The organism is Paenibacillus sp. 1001270B_150601_E10 (genome assembly GCF_015558675.1).
Taxonomy (GTDB): domain Bacteria; phylum Bacillota; class Bacilli; order Paenibacillales; family Paenibacillaceae; genus Paenibacillus_B.
On record NZ_JADMOL010000002.1, the window covers coordinates 230,921 to 247,188 of the forward strand.

Consider the following 16,268-nt stretch of genomic DNA (forward strand, 5'->3'; position numbering starts at 1 on the left):
AAACAAACGAGCTGTTCTTGAATCGACCGATTCAAGCACGGTTCAGGCTTCAAAGATAGATATTCAATCCATACAGAATGAATGTACAACATAGAGCTAAGTTCAAAGGAGGACATCATCATGATGCACAATCGGGAAGAAATCATCAAAACGTTGAAAGAGCAAGTCGCTCAAGGCAATAGCATTCTTGGCGCTGGCGCAGGCACAGGGATCTCTGCGAAGAGCGGAGAAGCCGGCGGCGTAGACTTGATCATCATCTACAACTCCGGACGCTACCGGATGGCAGGACGCGGCTCGCTGGCAGGTCTTCTGCCTTATGGCGATGCGAACCAAATCGTGGTTGACATGGGCGCAGAGGTGCTGCCTGTTGTGAAACATACGCCAGTGCTCGCAGGTGTGTGCGGTACAGACCCATTCCGCATTATGGATGTATTCCTGAAGCAGCTGAAGGAGCAGGGCTTCGCAGGCGTTCAGAATTTCCCTACAGTCGGCTTGATAGACGGCGTGTTCCGTGCCAACCTTGAGGAGACTGGAATGGGTTATGATCTAGAAGTCGAAATGATACGCAAGGCTCATGAGCTTGATCTTCTGACTACACCTTATGTATTCGATGAAGAGCAAGCGATCAAGATGGCGAAGGCAGGAGCAGATATTCTTGTTGCACATATGGGTCTTACAACGAAGGGAACGATCGGTGCTAAGACAGCCCTTACGTTGGATGATTGTGCGGAACGCATTCAGAAGATTGTCGATGCAGGTAAGTCGGTTAATCCAGACATTATGGTCATCTGTCACGGCGGACCGATCGCTGAGCCAGAAGATGCACAATATATCTTCGAGCATACGAAAGGCGTAGACGGCTTCTTCGGTGCTTCAAGCATCGAACGCTTTGCGGCTGAAGTGGGAATTAAGCAGCAAGCGGAAGCCTTCAAGCGTGTAAAGCTTGGCAAGTAAATGGATTTGCTCGTGTTGTGCTCCATTCAAGGGAAACATTTAAACCATGGTCTACGGTAATGGATCGCAAAGAAGCCCACAGCAGAATGAAGCTGCTTGGGCTTCTTTTCATGTACCCTGCATGAAGCTTGGATGATTGAATATGTTCTGTCTTGCCACTGTCATATGTAAATGTAATAATATGTAGCAGGAAACATTTACATTATGGTTTCAGTTAAGCTTAGAGGGAAAAGAGGAGCGTTCGCATGAGTCAGCAGCCAGCAGTAAGCACAAACAGAACGACACCGCCGTTTCGTGCGGATCAGGTAGGGAGCTTTCTTCGCCCGCAAGCCTTGAAGGAAGCAAGAGCAAAGCACCAGCAGGGAGAATTAACGAAAGAGGAGCTTCGCAAGATTGAGGATCGCGAGATCGCAATCCTTGTGGAGAAGCAGAAGGAGATTGGGCTTCAAGCCGTTACGGATGGCGAGTTCAGACGGACGTGGTGGCATCTTGATTTTATCGAAGCGATAGAGGGCATTCGTGTATACGAATTTGAGGTGAAAGGCCTTTTTAACGGTGCGATGAAAAAGGCTAAAGGATACACCGTGGCGTCCAAGCTTGCCTTCCCGAAGGATCATCCGTTCCTTGAAGACTTCAAATATTTGAAGCATGTTGCAGGCGAGCATACAGCGAAATTGACGATTCCAGGTCCTAATATGATCTTCCACTCCGGCGTAATCGCGAGTCAGGCCTATTTGGATAGCCCAGCCTATCCTTCGCTTAAGGATGTGGCCAATGACATCGTGAAGGTGTATCAGGATGCGATTCAAGCGTTCTATGATGCTGGGTGCCGCTATCTTCAGCTTGATGATACAAGCTGGGGCGCATTGTTCAGCGATGATTTCCGTGACAAGCTTCGTCAGAATGGCTTTGACCCGGATGAGATGACGAAGACATTTGCAGATATCACGGTAGAGGCGCTGAAGCATAAGCCTAGTGATATGGCGATTACTATCCACATCTGCAGAGGAAACTTCAAGTCATCTTGGCTGTACCAAGGCGGTTATGAGCCGATTGCAGAGCAGCTGTTCTCTCGCGTCAATGTCGACGGCTTCTTCTTGGAATTTGACAGCGACCGTGCAGGAGATTTCAAGCCGCTTCGCCATATTAAGGATCAGCATGTCGTGCTTGGCTTGATCACAACGAAGACTGGCGTGATGGAAGACAAGGATGCGATTAAGAAGCGGGTGCAAGAAGCTGCTGAGGTCGTAAACATGGACCAGCTGTGCATTAGCCCGCAGTGTGGATTTGCCTCTACAGAAGAGGGAAATACGATAGCTGAGCAGGATCAATGGAATAAGCTCGGGCTTGTTGTCGAGCTTGCCCATGAGATTTGGGGATAAAGGTTAAGGAATAAGCCGCGTTTCTTATAGAGGCAACGGGGAATCGTTCTCTTTTATAAGAAGCGGCTTTTTTTGATGAAGAGAACAACTACAGCGCGTTATGCTTCGCTTATTGAATAGGTAGTCGTTCAAGTCTTCTATCAAGTTGATTTGCCAGACTGTGCGTTATAATTGCGGACAATCATGCCCGAAGCAGGGAACATGCCGAGCTTCTTATAATAGGCCTGCAGGGGTTGATCACACATCAAGTCGATCATATATAGATCTTCCAGTTCCTTGAGCATAGTGCGAACGAGCTCTCCGCCGATCCCCTGATGTTGATAGGCTGGAAGAACTTCCAGCAGCGGCAAATAAGCAGACAGTACACCGTCGCTAACGGCCGTGATGAATCCGGCGACTTGATTGGTACTATCATCTACGGCTAAAACGACTTTGTAGCTCTGCTGCAATAACTGTAGATGAGTCGCGGGGGAAGGAGGATTCGGCCAATCGACAAAGAAGCCTTCCAGCATGTCAGGTATGATTCCTTCCAGTGATGTTGTGTATCGCATAAAGCGCCTCCTTTTCCTGACAATGCTCTCTATTATAGAATAGAAATCAGGCAATTGGTAGATCTATCCGGCCCGTGGTTTCATGATTGAAGAACATGAATCGTTGAAAGAGGGGACATAACAGGTGGAAGTGACTCATCGTCATGAGGTTGAAGCAGCGCTTAAGTGTTATATCAAAGCAACGAATACACATGATTTTTCAGAGGTTGAGAAATTACTGCACAAGGATGCGGTATATTGGTTCTCCGACCGGACCTGCAAGTCGCTTGAAGAGATTCGGGCTTATTTTGAGCATGCTTGGGACGTTGTTCGCGAAGAAGTATACTCCGCTCACGATGTTCAGTGGATGGCGCTGGATGAGCGAGCTGCCACTTGCATTTACACCTACCGTTATGAGGGGATAGTGAATGGAGCAAAAGTATCAGGCACAGGCCGAGCAACGAATGTATTTGTTCGTCAGGAGGAGGACTGGAGGCTGATTCATGAGCATCTAAGCGCTCTCTAATCAAGCGTAACGTACTGAACTGTTGTATCATGAGGGCATGAAAAAAGGACATCAAAAATAAAAGGATATCCGCATTCTCTTCCTCAGGAAAAAAAGTGCGAGATATCCTTTGTTGTTTTTCTAACCCTTATGCTGGACTGCCATCATTCTCTTCATAGTTAAATTGCCACTCGATCCCAAACTTATCGGTGATTTGGCCATAGCGTTTGCTCCAGAAAGTTTCCTGCAGCTCCATGCTCACTTTGCCGTCAACTTTCAGCTTGTGGAACCAATTCTCCAGATTCTTAAGATCATTGGTCACAATGGCCAGACTGACATTGTTGCCTACAACAAAAGGCATGCCTGGGAAGGTGTCGGAGAACATAACATTGCTGCCGCTAATGGTTAGGCGTGCATGCATCACTAGATGTTTTGCTTCCTCTGGAAGCGGATATTCCGGGTTTGGCGGACCATCGCCAAAGGACATGATTTGCGGCTGCTCCGTGCCGAATACATCAGCATAGAATTCGACAGCCTCCCGACAGTTTCCATTAAAATTCAAATACACATTAACAGCCATTTCTTGTTCTCCTTCCGTATAAGGAAAATGGGTAGTACCGCGTGCATGCCAATCGAGCCATGCTGGACAAGCATGGTCGCTTTTTCATCATAAGCGATCGTCAGCCCCTATTCAAGTATGTGCTTACTCGCATTCATTCAAACCTTTTCATGAAGCGAATGAGATTAAAGTTTGACAGTATTTCATCCGTCATCTATTATTAAATCGTAATAATTACGATTAAGGAGTGGTGAAATGTCATCAAAAGTAATTCCCGTAACGGTGCTGAGCGGATATTTGGGATCTGGAAAGACTACAATCTTGAACCACGTTCTTCATAATCGAAAAGGGCTGCGCGTAGCCGTGATTGTGAACGATCTGAGCGAAGTGAATATCGATGCATCCATGATTAAGGACGGAGGAGGGCTTTCACGTACGGAGGAGACATTGGTCGAAATGTCGAACGGCTGCATCTGCTGCACTCTTAGAGATGACCTCCTGCGTGAAGTCGAGCGCCTTGCGAAGGAGGACCGTTTTGACTATATATTGATTGAATCCACAGGGGTTGGAGAGCCGGTTCCAGTAGCGCAGACCTTTACGTATATCGATGAAGAGCAGGGGATTGACCTCACTCAATATTGCCGATTGGATTGTATGGTGACGGTAGTCGACGCATATCGGTTCTGGCATGACTATACGAGCGGTGAATCGCTGCTAGAGCGAAGCCTTGCTGTTAGTGAAGAAGATACTCGTGATGTTGTCGATCTGCTTATTGATCAAATTGAATTCTGCGATGTGCTTGTGCTGAACAAATGTGATATGGTCGGTGAAGAGGAGCTTCAGGAGCTGGAAGGATTGCTTCGCAAGCTGCAGCCAAGAGCGCGCTTTATTCGTACCCGTCATGGCCAGATAGATCCAGCCGATATCCTTCATACAGGCAGATTCAATTTCGAAGAAGCCAGCACTTCCGCAGGGTGGATCAGAGAGCTGGAGATGCCTGAGCATCCACCGGAGACGGAAGAATACGGGATTTCCTCCTTTGTCTATGAACGAGCACATCCATTCCATCCGGAACGCCTTATGCAATGGATGGAGAATTGGCCAGTTGAGATTGTACGTGCCAAGGGAACGGTATGGCTTGCGACTCGCCCCGAGTATGCCCAGAGCATGAGCCAAGCAGGCCCGTCGGTTCAGTTCGGCCCATCCGGCTATTGGATCACTGCCTTGCCTGAAGAGGAGCGGAAAGCGGTGCTAAGGGACGAGCCGGAGGTGAGCAGGCATTGGCATCCCGATTATGGAGACCGCATAAACAAGATCGTGTTTATCGGGATTGATATGAAGCGGGAGGAGCTGATCTCCTCGCTCGACACTTGTCTCTTAACAGCAGATGAGCTGCTGCAGGATTGGCGTACATTTCTAGATGAGTTTCCAAACATACCCGAAGAGGTATGAGAAGAAGCATCGCAGCTTGATAGCAAGCGGAGCGATGCTTTTTTGCGTTGCAGCTTTTTTTAGAACATGACTGATGAGCGTTCTTCGTCTAAAAATCTACATCCTTGCTTGTAAAGAAAATGCCGATAATGGCAGAAGTTAAACGCGGCAGTATTCTCCATAGTCAATTATGATGAAGGGATATGGGCGGAGCAGTATGGATACTCCATGAGGCTGGCGGCTTCTTTCCTTCTGTCGTCACCATGAAGCTTGCTGATTACGTATAAGGAAAGATCGATTCCTGCAGATACGCCTGCAGACATGAGCAAATGACCATTATCGACGAATCGTACGTTTTCGACCAGCATACAGGATTCAGGGACCATTCCCATTAAATCAGGGATGACATGGTGGTGCGTTGTGACCAAGCAATTGTCTAACAGCTGTGCTGCAGCGAGGAGCAGAGCACCTGAGCAGATGGATAGAACATACTCTGCCTGGGCTGCGGCTTGTTGAATCCATGGGATAAGAGCCTCATGCTGTAGCAGGCTGCGGACACCCCATCCGCCTGGAACGATCAGAATATGAGGCGGGGGACAGGTATGAATGGAATAATCGGGAAGAACGTTAAGTCCCCCTAATGAATGTACAGGCTCCTCCCTCTCTGCAACGGTATAAACGTGAAAGTCTCTGCCCCTATTGCTCCCTACGATAAAGGCTTCGTAAGGGCCTGTGAAGTCAAGAATTTCAACCTGGTCATAGATTAAAATGGCTACTTTTCTAGCTGCATGAACCTCATTCATACAGATCCGCTCCTCTATTAGAAAATTAAAAAGCACTTGATCGTAAGACCAAATACTTTGCCCAGACGTACGGCAGATGTAGCATGTGCTTCCTCGTGGTTATCCACGTTCACGCCAGTCACACACATAATGAGTTTCCATATTTTAGATATACCTCATCATGGCTGTCCTTACAAGTAAAGATTGAATCGATATAGTTGCAATAGAATAGGGGAGTTAGGATCTAATGGGGATAGGGCAGGGATTAGAGATAAGGCAAGGAAGGCTCCTTGCCTGTAGAATGTCTAAGCGGAGGCGGTTACTTGGGCTTCGAACGATACAATAGAGAGGTAACAAGCGTCTTTAAGGCTTCACGTTCTTCTATGTTCAGCTGATAGAACACTTTCAGGATAAGTCTCTCCTCGTCCGTCAGTGGGAAAGAATTATTTTGCGCTTCATATAGTAATTCAGTCATGGATATCTCTAAAGCTTGGCAAATCTTCTCAAGCGTATCAAGCTGCGGAGAACGGTTATTGTTTTCAATCTCACTGATCGTCGATTGTGTTACTCCAGACTGCTTGGACAGCTGGGTCGTAGTTAGTTTTTTTTCTCGCCGAAATTTCCGTAGGCGATCTCCAATCTGCATTCTGTCTGCCTCCAAATCCGTCTTATTGCCTAAATCCCAATACAATCCTCTGTAGGTATAAGATTAAAAAAAATTTATTTGTGTAATATTTGGGATTTAATTATTTATACCCCGAAAGTCAAGAAGTGATGTGACTAAATGCTTTATTATCTTTTAAAAGATTGAATATTTACAAAATATCTCTATTAAGATAATATGTAAGTTGCACGACGAATGATCTATCTTTTTGTCGGGCTCTGCTACTTCTTGACTAGAGGTATTGGCAGGTACCGTTTTTTTAAGTGTTGCTTCGATTCAATAGGTTGGATGGTGCGAATTACTCCTTAGAGTGTGACAATTTGGATCACTCTCTTGTTAATTCATGCGCAAGATCCATAGCATGTAGAGCATTTGACCTTCGTGAATATCCTTCCTAAATATAAAGAAAGCGTCGGCCGGCATGTGTACGTCGCAGATCCCCAGCTCATATACGTTCATATACACACAAATACGCAGTACTGGTTTTAAGCATGTTGAACCCGTCTTGATGAAGTAAGCTGATCCTATTGTCTTGTATAAAACGTGAACGCCAGGATCATTCGGACACGAACGAGCAATGGACAAGTGTCGTTACGTTACAATCGCACAAGACCGTCAACCATGCACCAACACATCATGAATAAGGTCATTGGACGAGGTGATATCGTGACAGAGGAACAAATGTTGAAGCACTTGCTTAATCGTGTGAGACATGAACTGCAAATGGTCAAGCAGCAGCTATCCGATGAGCAGCTTAGGGACCGGATAGAAGCGGTTGTTGCACAATATTCGCGAGAAGCATATCTCACACCGACACAGATGCAAAGCTATGCTCAACAGATCTATGAGAATTATCGTGGGCTTGATATCCTCCAGCCGTTAATGGAGGACGATTCCATAACTGAAATTATGATTAATCATTATGATGAAATCTTTATCGAGCGCGATGGTCATGTGCATCCTTACGAGCATCGGTTTGAGAGCCCGGAGAAGCTCGTGCAGTTTGTTCACAAAATGGTGAAGCAGATATATCCTGATCTTAATGAAGCACCTCCAATCGTTGATATTCGTCTTGAGAATGGGTCTCATGTGAATATTGTTATGCCGCCGGTTGCGCTTAATGGCCCAACAATGACGATCCGTAAAGTCACTCATCAACCAGTCATCCTCGAAATGCTGGTGGAAAAGGGAACATTAACCTCGGAAGCTGCACACATGCTGAAAATACTCGTTCAGTCGAAGTATAATATCTTCATTTGTGGTGGAACAAGGTCAGGAAAGACAACACTGTTAAATGCATTAGCGAATTGCATCCCAAATGATGAAAGAATCATTACCATTGAGGATGTTGCAGAGCTTCAAATCGGCCATATTTCGAATCTGGTGCAGATGGAAGCATGGCAGATGGATTCTAAAGGCAAGAAACGAGATTCCATCAGAGAATTGATTCATCGATCGCTTCGCATGAGGCCGAATCGGATCGTCGTCGGCGATATTCGCGGGGCAGAAGCGGCCGAATTATTGCAGGCCATGAATGTTGGATTTGACGGCTCCCTTTCAACGGGGAATGCCACTTCCTCGGAGGATATGCTTTCCCGCTTGGAGAGCATGGTGCTTAGCGGCACTTATTTGCCTGTTGAAGTCGTTCGAAAACAAATCAGTTCTGCTATCGATATCATCATTCATCTGACCCAGCATCAGGATGCTCGAAGAATCATGGAGATCTCGGAAGTGCTTGGCGTTCGCAACGGTCAAATTCAACTGAATCCGCTGTATCAATGGGTCGAACAAGAAACAGGCAATGCTCCTGCGGATGGGATTCTCCAGAGAACGACAGAACCATTTGTCCATACAGCAAAGCTTTGTTTGGCTGGATATCGCGAAGAGGAGCTCGAAAGCGAATTCCAGCATACGGCGCCCGCAAGGTACGAGATGTAAGCAAGATGACATCGGAGGAGGGAGAAGGATGAACGACTGTACCCCGCGCCTTCATATTGCAGATCGGTTAGGTAACCGATATCAGGTTGTGTCCATTCTAGGCTTTGTTAATCGTGCAGTCCTCTATCTGGCGGAGGATTTGAAGCTTAAGCAAAAGCGCTGCATGATTCGTGGGAGAAAAAGAGAGCTTCCGGCTGAAAATCAGGTTGGAGCAGAAGAGGAGAGGCTCTTGCGTCTTAGTCATCCTTATCTGCAGCAGGTGAAGGACTACTATCCTGATGAATGCGGCTCAAGCTATATGGTGCTTGAATACACGAAGGGTGAATCAATCACTTATGAGTTGGAACATAGAGGGCAGCACTGGCCAATAGCGCGGGTGATAAAGCTTGCCCTTCAATTATGTGAAGTACTTCACTATCTTCATTGTGAACAGAGCGAGCCGATTCTGCTATTAAGTTTACAGCCTTCACAGCTGATTATGGATGAGTATGACCATGTTCGCATCAATCATTACGGCCTTATTCCGAATCGAGGTGCCGCCGATTCAGCCTCTACGATGCTGCCCGGCGGCAGGTTCTTTGCGGCACCAGAGCAAGTGGCAGGCGGATCTGTGAGCGAGAGAACCGATCTGTATCTGCTTGGGCTGGTGATGTATTATCTCTTAAGCAATGGAAAAAGGTATGCTGTAGAAAGAATCGCGCTTCAAGAGTGGAATCCAGATCTGCCGATTGAGCTTACTCATCTCATTCATAAGCTGCTTGAGCCCTCTCCCGATAGGCGGTACTCGAATGCATCAGAAGTCAAACATGCTCTTCATGTATTTGCATCTCGACTTCAGCAGACTCAGGAACGTTCACCTAAGCCACTTCCTTACACTGAGGCTGCCGTTAGCAGTGTCGTGATTGCTGTTGCGGGCACAGCCCGCGGTGTTGGGAGCAGTCATACATCGATCATGATTGCTCAAGAGCTGGCTCGAAAAAAGCACACAGTGGCGTTATTTGAGGCTAACGGGACGCGCGATTATGAGAAAATAGAGTGCGTCTATGAGGATGTAGCATACAAGACGATGGACCTGGATCAATTCCATATTAGAGGCGTGGATTACATTAAAAGCAATGCCAAGCTGAGCATGAGCGAGCTGCTGTCACGAGGCTATGACTACATCGTGCTTGATGTAGGAGAACTTCGCTCCTCCTCTTATTATAAAAATGCGATGAAGGCTCATATTCCGATCATTGTAGGATCGGGAAGTGTATGGAATCTGCCTGATATTATTGATTTTTATCATAATCAAATGAAAGCTGGATACAGCCGCTGGACGCTGTGTATTCCTTTTGCCTCAAGACAGGCTGTGTGTGATATGATGCAGCACATGCCGGATCTGTGCACAGTAGCGCTGCCCTACCAACCTGATCCATTTGCAGGCAGCGAAGAGGTCTCGCGTGTTGTAAGCGAGCTCGTTCCAATAGAAAACCGCAACGCCACAGGCTCTTGGCTGAGACGATGGCTCGGGAAAAGATAGAGGTTAGAATAGAGCGGATGAATAACATGGTGAAAATGGGTTAGTCCCTTACAGCTGCTAAGCGCGATAAGGGACTATTTTTATTAGAGCGATTATTCGCGGTGTATAGCTGTTATGGGCTCTTGCAGGATAGACGATGAAGGCTCCTGCTTGCGTCGGCCTAATCGTATGATCGTGAGCAGCATGACGAGCATTGTCAGCAGCAGCACAATAAGTGCGGGAGTAAAGCTGTGAAAGATATCGATTGTGAATCCGACTACCAGCGGACCGGAAGCGCCAATGATGAAGCCGCCGAATTGCGTTTGAGCCGACCAAGAAGTAGCCTCATTCGAGGTGCTTGCTTCATGCATGGGCAGAAGCAGCGCTAACGGGAATAGTCCTCCAGCACCAATGCCGAGCAATAGAATAGCTGCCCAAGGCGAAAAGGACAGCAGAAGCAGCACGATACCAGCCACTTCTGACAGGCAGCACGCCATCAGCCACTTGATCTGACTGCCCGATCTGGCTGCTATGATGGGCAGTACCAAGCTCACTGGAATCTGAACGAGCGTGAATACAGTGAGAAGATAACCGCCTTCTTTGCTGTTCATGCCGATGGATTGGGCGTAGGGTGCAAGCCATGCCGTTACGGAGTAAAAGACCGCTGCAACAAACCCCAGCAGCAGCATATAGAGATAGACGCGCTTATTGGTAACGCGCAGCGATGGTATGGCCGAGGGAGCATTAGCGGTTCTGTTGCTCAGGATAAGCGGCAGAAGCAAGAGGGCTGCGATGAGTGCCAATATGCTCCAGGAGCTTAAGGATAATTGCCACGATTGATTCCACAGGTTGAATAAAGGAATGGAGAACGTTGTGGCTACTGCCGCCCCTATGACCATAGACACGGCGTATATGCTGCTTGTCACGCCAAGTTGATCCGGGAAGTATTTCTTGATAAAGCCTGAAATAAGCGGTCCTATAATGCCAATCCCAATACCTGATCCTAAGGAAGTCAGTATGAATAGGGATGAGCTATGTGTAAAGGCTCTAACCAATGTTGAAGCGAAGATCAAAGCCGAAGCGATCAGCAAGGAAGCCTCGATGCTTAAGCGCTGACTGAATTTGATCGATAAGAGCGAGAAGATGCCCATGCAAAGAACAGGCAGTGTCGTTATTAAGCTTGCTACAACACCACTCATTCCGAGATCAGCCCGAATGATGTCAAGCAGCGGCCCCACAGATGTGATGGATGGCCTTAAGTTAAGTGATAGAAAAAAAAGAATGAGGATAAGATACAATGATCGCATCAGAAGACTCCTTTCCTTAAGATTGTTCTTAGTGTAATATGATAAAAATGATAGATCAATTCTATTTTATCTATACAAACAATAGTTTTTATCTATGGTTTTAAGGAGGCGAACTGATGGAGATCAGGCAGCTGCACTATTTTCTTGCATTATGCCAGGAGCTTCACTTCTCTGAAGCTGCCTACAAGCTCGGCATTACACAGCCGACGCTAAGTCAGCAAATCCGTGTGCTGGAGGATGAGGTTGGAGTACCATTGTTTGATCGAATAGGAAAGAAGACGGTCAAGACGGAAGCAGGGGGGATTCTTGAGCATTATGCGATTGAGGCCATTCAGCAGCTTGAAAATGCAAAAAATGCAATTTCGGACTTGACGAATTTGCATGCGGGTCATCTTCGAGTGGCAGTACTACCTTCCGATCTAGATTATCGCCTAACCTCACTGCTCGTCGATTTCCATAAGGAATTCCCGAATACGAAGGTTCAGATGTTTCCTTCCATCGATATCTTGAATTTAGTGCTGGATAACGAAGTGGATATGGGAATTGGTCTGGCGATACAGCCAGATCCACGCGTTGAACGTGTCCCTTTTTACACCGAGAACTATAGTCTCTACATCCACAAAGAGCATGAGCTGGCAGCAGAAACGATCATTGATCCCAAGCAGTTGCTCGAGGTTCCGATCGTCATGTATCCGAGGGGCTTCATCGGGCGTGAATTAATTGAGAATTGGTGTCGTGGAAAAGAGATCTCGCTAGATATCATCATGGAGACAGGCACAGTAACCTCCCTGCTTCAGCTGGTAAAGGCAGGGGTAGGGGCAACTATTCAGCCAAGCAAGTTGATTGCGAGCTTCCAAGGACTTGGAATCCAAGCCGTAGAGATTCAAGGCTCGCCTATACGAGACCTGGAGATCTATTATCGAAAGGACAAGTATCTTAGTCGCGCAGCAAGGACGTTTATGCAAAGAATTACAGAGCATTTTGCTGCTCAGTAGTAATGTCCGGTGCCCGTGCGTGGTATAAAAAGAGCCGGATCGCCCAATGGACTGCCGGGCGATCCGGCTTATTGCATCTTATGAAGGTGGGCGAGTCTTAGTGCCTGCCTCGTCCGCCTGAGTGACGGCCCCGTCCTGCACCGCGCTTACCGCGGCTAGGAGCTTGCTCTGTGCGCCCCGCGCCGCGCTTGTCGCGGCTAGGAGCTTGCTCTGCCCGTCCCGCGCTACGCTTTCCGCGGCTAGGAGCCAGCTCTGCCCGTCCCGCGCCGCGCTTGTCGCGGCTAGGAGCTTGCTCAGTGCGCCCCGCATCGCGCTTGCCGCGGCTAGGAGCCTGCTCTGTGCGCCCCGCATCGCGCTTGCCGCGGCTAGGAGCCTGCTCCGCGCGTCCCGCGCCGCGCTTGTCGCGGCTAGGAGCTTGCTCTGCCCGTCCCGCATCGCGCTTGCCGCGTTTAGGAGCTTGCTCAGTGCGCCCAGCACCACGATTCCCGCGGCTAGGAGCCTGCTCCGCGCCCGCGCTGCGGGCTGGCTTAGCCTTTGCGGCCTTCGTATCGCCGCCAATGCGCTCAAGCCCTGCGCTCCCGATCTGGCGTGTCGGCAGCGTCATGCGGATTCCGCGCTCAATCGCTTCAAGCTTGCCGCGATCTCGCGCGGTTGCAAATGTAATTGCCGTGCCGGTATTCCCAGCCCGCCCTGTACGACCGATCCGGTGAATATAGATCTCCGCATCGGCCGGAATATCATAGTTGAATACGTGAGTCACGCCTTCAACATCAAGTCCGCGCGCTGCCATATCGGTCGCGACAAGGACTTGCAGCTTTGCTTCACGGAATCTTTTCATGACCTGCTCGCGCTTCGCTTGCGTCAGGTCGCCGTGCAGCTCATCGGATGCATAGCCCTGTTCCTGCAGCTCCTGATTGAGCTTGCTGGCCCGGCGCTTCGTCCGGCAGAATACAACGGTGAGATAAGGTCGGAGTTGATCAATTAGCGAGCATAAATCGTTGAATTTAGACCGATCCGTTACCTGCAGCGCAATCTGCTTAATTTCCGTAAGGGTAATCTGCTCTGTCTCCACTTGAACCTGCTCGGGCTGCTTCATGTAGGCTGAAGCAAGCTGACGAACCTGAAGCGGCATCGTTGCTGAGAACAAGAGTGTCTGACGGCTGGTCGGTGTTTGCGTAATAATATCTTGAACTTCTGTTAAGAAGCCCATGTGAAGCATCTGATCGGCTTCGTCCAGAACAAGCATTTTGAGTTTGCCAAGGCTGATGGATCCCCGACGAAGATGATCAAGCAACCGGCCAGGTGTTGCTACAACAATGTGCACGGCACCCTTTAGCTTCTGAAGCTGCCGTTCCACATCCTGGCCGCCATAAGCGGCGAGAACACGCGCGCCGACTACTGGCGTAAGCTTTTTGAGCTCTGTCGTAATTTGAATCGCCAATTCGCGTGTTGGCGTCAGGATCAGACCTTGAATATCATCTCGGTTTATATTGATGCGCTCCAGCATAGGAAGCACGAAGGCGAGGGTCTTTCCTGTCCCCGTTTGCGCTTCTGCAATCACGTCATGCTCCGCCTGTATGAATGGAATAGACTGCTCCTGTATCGGAGTTGGCGTAACAATGCCAAGCTCCTTTAGCTGCTCAACCAGCTCCGTTCGAATGCCTAGCTGTTTAAAAGATTTCGTCATCTATAAGCTCCCTTTTGTTGAAGTCCTCATGCTATTGTATCATGCGGCGCGCACGAAGCAAGAATGAACGGTAAACATGGCTGTGCATGCTGGCAGACTAAGTGCATTACTTACTGTTTTCATCGAAGGTTAGCACCCTGCCATTCAGCTCATCAAGCGGAGTTTGAGGCGTAAAGCTTAGCGTCTGCACAGTAGTCGCATCTCGCTTAGCCTTCAGCTCTATGCGGGCATAGAGAATCTTCTTTGCTTCGAGCTCCTTTGCAATTGTTGCAGCTTTAGCCACGAACTGTTCCTTATTCATGTGATCCAATTCATCCGAGAAGCGTCCTAGCGATATCTCGTACGTTAGCTTGGCACTTTCTCTCTGGCGATTTGCAGTAGCCTTATCGCGACGCTCAAGGTTATAGGAGAGGTTGTAGTACGTATCATTCAGCTCCTCCTTTGCGATCTGAAGCTGTTGTCCTTCCGCTGCATAAGCGCTTATATAGAGGGGCTCGCCATTCAGCGCCCCTGTTAACGCTGTCTTTAGATCGGCACTTCGCTCATCAGCAAAGATCGTATCCAGATGATACTTATAACTGTCCACAACAAATCCGTCTGGATAGATCTCTATCGATGCGCGCTGCCTAACGCCATTTAGCACATATTCGAACAGGCCATAATGACGCTTGAACTTAAAATTGTACTGGACGCCTACAAACGATAATGTTCCATCAGAATAGGTCTCGTTCACATACTGCCGCGTGTCGGCCATTGCCTTCACGTACCCGATCGGGTTGCCCATTAAGGAAAAGTATCCAGACGAGCTGAAGATCATGATGCCGAGCGACAGCAGGATAAGAACGGTCTTCGACCATGTTTGAATGGCACGGATTCCTTGTTGAAATAATACTGCTGCACCGACGCCTAGACATGTAAGCAAGCATGCAATGACCGTAAAGGTGGGGATATAGCTGCTATTATTTTCATTGATCCACGCTCCAAGCGCTGCAAACGGGAGTGAGGACACGATAATCCATAATGAGCGCTGGTAATACAATCTGCACAGAAATGGAACCAGAATGATAAACGGAATCGTCGACAAGAATGGAACATTCGCCCCTGTAACGACACAGGAAAGCAGCATAGCTGCAAGCACGCCTGCAAGCTTAATGTTTCGTTGGTATTGTCGAAGTCGGCTGATCATCGCATGCATTTCATTAGCATCATGGCTTGATGGAGGAGTGCTCTCATAATCAAGCTTCATCTGCTGATAGGCATTGTTGCAATCGGGGCAGGTGTTTAGGTGCTGCTCCAGCAGATCTGCACTTTCTTCATGAGCAAGCCCTTCAATATATAATGGCAGAAGATCCTTGGCAAGATTACAATTCATCGGCTTGCAGCTCCTTTCTTAGTTTTTCCTTCGTACGGTAGTAATTAACTCGACAATAATTCTCAGACTGTCCAATCTGCGTTCCAATTTCTTTAAACGATAGCCCATCAATGAGTCGGAGATGCATAATGTCTCGATGAGGCTTAGGCAATTTGTTCACTGCCTGCATGACTTCATTAGCCAGCACCATGTTCGGAATGTCATCTGCTCCTAGATGATCCGTGTAAGAGAGCTCATCGATTGGCTGCGTGGGCTGTTTATGCTTGCGGTAATGCCGATACAACTGATGCTTTGCGATCGCAAACAGCCAGGTTTTCCATGAAGCCTGCTGCTTGAAGCTTTCCATGCTCTTTAATGCCTCGAGGAAGGTCGACTGTATGAGATCATCCACGGCATTCGCATCAGAGCAGTATTTTGTCAGGAAGCGGCGAAGCTCAGGATAATATTTTAAATACAGCTGTTCGATGTCCTCATACATGACTAAACCTTCCTCCTCTCTCTTTGCTTACCTCTATTTGTGTATCGTTGAGCGGATTTCGTTACAGGTGAAAAAAATTAATGTTGAGAACGGTCGTTTTTCAAGCCTGTTAATCAATCCGTTTCCATAATCAAGATAGGCTCTAACCACAGCGATTGTAAAGACTCTCTGCGAACGAAGGTC

At 48.0% G+C, this 16,268-nt stretch carries 15 protein-coding genes and 1 riboswitch; of the genes, 7 read left to right on the top strand and 8 right to left on the bottom strand.

The window, feature by feature from the left end; genetic code table 11:
- Window positions 1-120 precede the first annotated feature (120 nt).
- Window positions 121-954: a phosphoenolpyruvate hydrolase family protein gene (locus I2H74_RS06010; RefSeq protein WP_195572457.1), complete on the top strand. Its 834-nt coding sequence runs from the start codon at window positions 121-123 to the stop codon at window positions 952-954.
- 245 nt (window positions 955-1,199) lie between these two features.
- Complete coding sequence (locus I2H74_RS06015; protein WP_195572459.1) at window positions 1,200-2,336, top strand: 5-methyltetrahydropteroyltriglutamate--homocysteine S-methyltransferase; 1,137 nt, start codon at window positions 1,200-1,202, stop codon at window positions 2,334-2,336.
- 140 nt (window positions 2,337-2,476) lie between these two features.
- On the opposite strand, the gene I2H74_RS06020 is transcribed toward I2H74_RS06015, so the two are convergent.
- Window positions 2,477-2,887, bottom strand: coding sequence for a GNAT family N-acetyltransferase (locus I2H74_RS06020; RefSeq protein WP_195572461.1), 411 nt, complete (start codon window positions 2,885-2,887; stop codon window positions 2,477-2,479).
- Window positions 2,888-3,017: 130 nt separating this feature from the next.
- Here I2H74_RS06020 and I2H74_RS06025 point away from each other — a divergent pair, with 130 nt between their 5' ends.
- Complete coding sequence (locus I2H74_RS06025) at window positions 3,018-3,392, top strand: nuclear transport factor 2 family protein (protein ID WP_195573385.1); 375 nt, start codon at window positions 3,018-3,020, stop codon at window positions 3,390-3,392.
- Window positions 3,393-3,519: 127 nt separating this feature from the next.
- Here I2H74_RS06025 and I2H74_RS06030 read toward each other — a convergent pair whose 3' ends face one another.
- A complete protein-coding gene (locus tag I2H74_RS06030) occupies window positions 3,520-3,951 on the bottom strand; it encodes a VOC family protein (RefSeq protein WP_195572463.1) in 432 nt (143 codons plus the stop codon).
- 234 nt (window positions 3,952-4,185) lie between these two features.
- On the opposite strand from I2H74_RS06030, the gene I2H74_RS06035 reads away from it, so the two are divergent.
- The gene (locus I2H74_RS06035) at window positions 4,186-5,382 is read left to right on the top strand and encodes a GTP-binding protein (protein WP_195572465.1); all 1,197 of its coding nucleotides are present in this window, start codon (window positions 4,186-4,188) and stop codon (window positions 5,380-5,382) included.
- A 167-nt stretch (window positions 5,383-5,549) separates the two neighbouring features.
- Here I2H74_RS06035 and I2H74_RS06040 read toward each other — a convergent pair whose 3' ends face one another.
- Both I2H74_RS06040 and I2H74_RS06045 read right to left on the bottom strand, forming a co-directional pair.
- Window positions 5,550-6,164, bottom strand: a complete 615-nt coding sequence (locus I2H74_RS06040) for a DJ-1/PfpI family protein (protein ID WP_195572467.1) — start codon at window positions 6,162-6,164, stop codon at window positions 5,550-5,552.
- Window positions 6,165-6,216: 52 nt separating this feature from the next.
- Window positions 6,217-6,296: riboswitch (ZMP/ZTP riboswitch) on the bottom strand.
- A gap of 166 nt (window positions 6,297-6,462) precedes the next feature.
- The gene (locus I2H74_RS06045) at window positions 6,463-6,789 is read right to left on the bottom strand and encodes a helix-turn-helix domain-containing protein (RefSeq protein ID WP_195572469.1); all 327 of its coding nucleotides are present in this window, start codon (window positions 6,787-6,789) and stop codon (window positions 6,463-6,465) included.
- Between the two features lie 684 nt (window positions 6,790-7,473).
- Between I2H74_RS06045 and I2H74_RS06050 the strand changes: the two genes are divergently transcribed.
- Window positions 7,474-8,745 carry a CpaF family protein gene (locus I2H74_RS06050; protein ID WP_324254014.1) on the top strand — a complete coding sequence of 424 codons (1,272 nt, stop codon included), beginning with the start codon at window positions 7,474-7,476 and terminating at the stop codon, window positions 8,743-8,745.
- Between the two features lie 28 nt (window positions 8,746-8,773).
- On the top strand, window positions 8,774-10,267 hold the full coding sequence (locus I2H74_RS06055) for a protein kinase domain-containing protein (RefSeq protein ID WP_195572470.1): 1,494 nt from the start codon (window positions 8,774-8,776) through the stop codon (window positions 10,265-10,267).
- A 92-nt stretch (window positions 10,268-10,359) separates the two neighbouring features.
- On the opposite strand, the gene I2H74_RS06060 is transcribed toward I2H74_RS06055, so the two are convergent.
- Window positions 10,360-11,553, bottom strand: a complete 1,194-nt coding sequence (locus I2H74_RS06060; RefSeq protein ID WP_195572472.1) for a CynX/NimT family MFS transporter — start codon at window positions 11,551-11,553, stop codon at window positions 10,360-10,362.
- A 116-nt stretch (window positions 11,554-11,669) separates the two neighbouring features.
- Between I2H74_RS06060 and I2H74_RS06065 the strand changes: the two genes are divergently transcribed.
- On the top strand, window positions 11,670-12,548 hold the full coding sequence (locus I2H74_RS06065; RefSeq protein ID WP_195572474.1) for a LysR substrate-binding domain-containing protein: 879 nt from the start codon (window positions 11,670-11,672) through the stop codon (window positions 12,546-12,548).
- 97 nt (window positions 12,549-12,645) lie between these two features.
- Here the strand turns inward: I2H74_RS06065 and I2H74_RS06070 are convergent, their stop codons facing one another.
- From I2H74_RS06070 to I2H74_RS06080, 3 genes are all read right to left on the bottom strand, one after another.
- Window positions 12,646-14,235 (bottom strand): DEAD/DEAH box helicase, encoded by a 1,590-nt coding sequence (locus I2H74_RS06070; RefSeq protein ID WP_195572476.1) that lies wholly within the window; start codon window positions 14,233-14,235, stop codon window positions 12,646-12,648.
- A 106-nt stretch (window positions 14,236-14,341) separates the two neighbouring features.
- Complete coding sequence (locus I2H74_RS06075) at window positions 14,342-15,607, bottom strand: anti-sigma factor family protein (RefSeq protein ID WP_195572478.1); 1,266 nt, start codon at window positions 15,605-15,607, stop codon at window positions 14,342-14,344.
- Window positions 15,597-16,085: an RNA polymerase sigma factor gene (locus tag I2H74_RS06080; RefSeq protein WP_195572480.1), complete on the bottom strand. Its 489-nt coding sequence runs from the start codon at window positions 16,083-16,085 to the stop codon at window positions 15,597-15,599. The genes I2H74_RS06075 and I2H74_RS06080 overlap by 11 nt, the downstream gene beginning before the upstream one ends.
- Between the last annotated feature and the right edge of the window lie 183 nt (window positions 16,086-16,268).

Excerpts from the sequence above, each read along its gene's own strand:
- I2H74_RS06020 (WP_195572461.1), bottom strand. The coding sequence starts at position 2,887 with ATGCGATACACAACATCACTGGAAGGAATCATACCTGACATGCTGGAA.
- I2H74_RS06060 (WP_195572472.1), bottom strand. The coding sequence starts at position 11,553 with ATGCGATCATTGTATCTTATCCTCATTCTTTTTTTTCTATCACTTAAC.
- I2H74_RS06030 (WP_195572463.1), bottom strand. The coding sequence starts at position 3,951 with ATGGCTGTTAATGTGTATTTGAATTTTAATGGAAACTGTCGGGAGGCT.
- I2H74_RS06035 (WP_195572465.1), top strand. The coding sequence starts at position 4,186 with ATGTCATCAAAAGTAATTCCCGTAACGGTGCTGAGCGGATATTTGGGA.
- I2H74_RS06045 (WP_195572469.1), bottom strand. The coding sequence starts at position 6,789 with ATGCAGATTGGAGATCGCCTACGGAAATTTCGGCGAGAAAAAAAACTA.
- I2H74_RS06015 (WP_195572459.1), top strand. The coding sequence starts at position 1,200 with ATGAGTCAGCAGCCAGCAGTAAGCACAAACAGAACGACACCGCCGTTT.
- I2H74_RS06040 (WP_195572467.1), bottom strand. The coding sequence starts at position 6,164 with ATGAATGAGGTTCATGCAGCTAGAAAAGTAGCCATTTTAATCTATGAC.
- I2H74_RS06070 (WP_195572476.1), bottom strand. The coding sequence starts at position 14,235 with ATGACGAAATCTTTTAAACAGCTAGGCATTCGAACGGAGCTGGTTGAG.
- I2H74_RS06065 (WP_195572474.1), top strand. The coding sequence starts at position 11,670 with ATGGAGATCAGGCAGCTGCACTATTTTCTTGCATTATGCCAGGAGCTT.
- I2H74_RS06055 (WP_195572470.1), top strand. The coding sequence starts at position 8,774 with ATGAACGACTGTACCCCGCGCCTTCATATTGCAGATCGGTTAGGTAAC.
- I2H74_RS06010 (WP_195572457.1), top strand. The coding sequence starts at position 121 with ATGATGCACAATCGGGAAGAAATCATCAAAACGTTGAAAGAGCAAGTC.
- I2H74_RS06080 (WP_195572480.1), bottom strand. The coding sequence starts at position 16,085 with ATGTATGAGGACATCGAACAGCTGTATTTAAAATATTATCCTGAGCTT.
- I2H74_RS06075 (WP_195572478.1), bottom strand. The coding sequence starts at position 15,607 with ATGAATTGTAATCTTGCCAAGGATCTTCTGCCATTATATATTGAAGGG.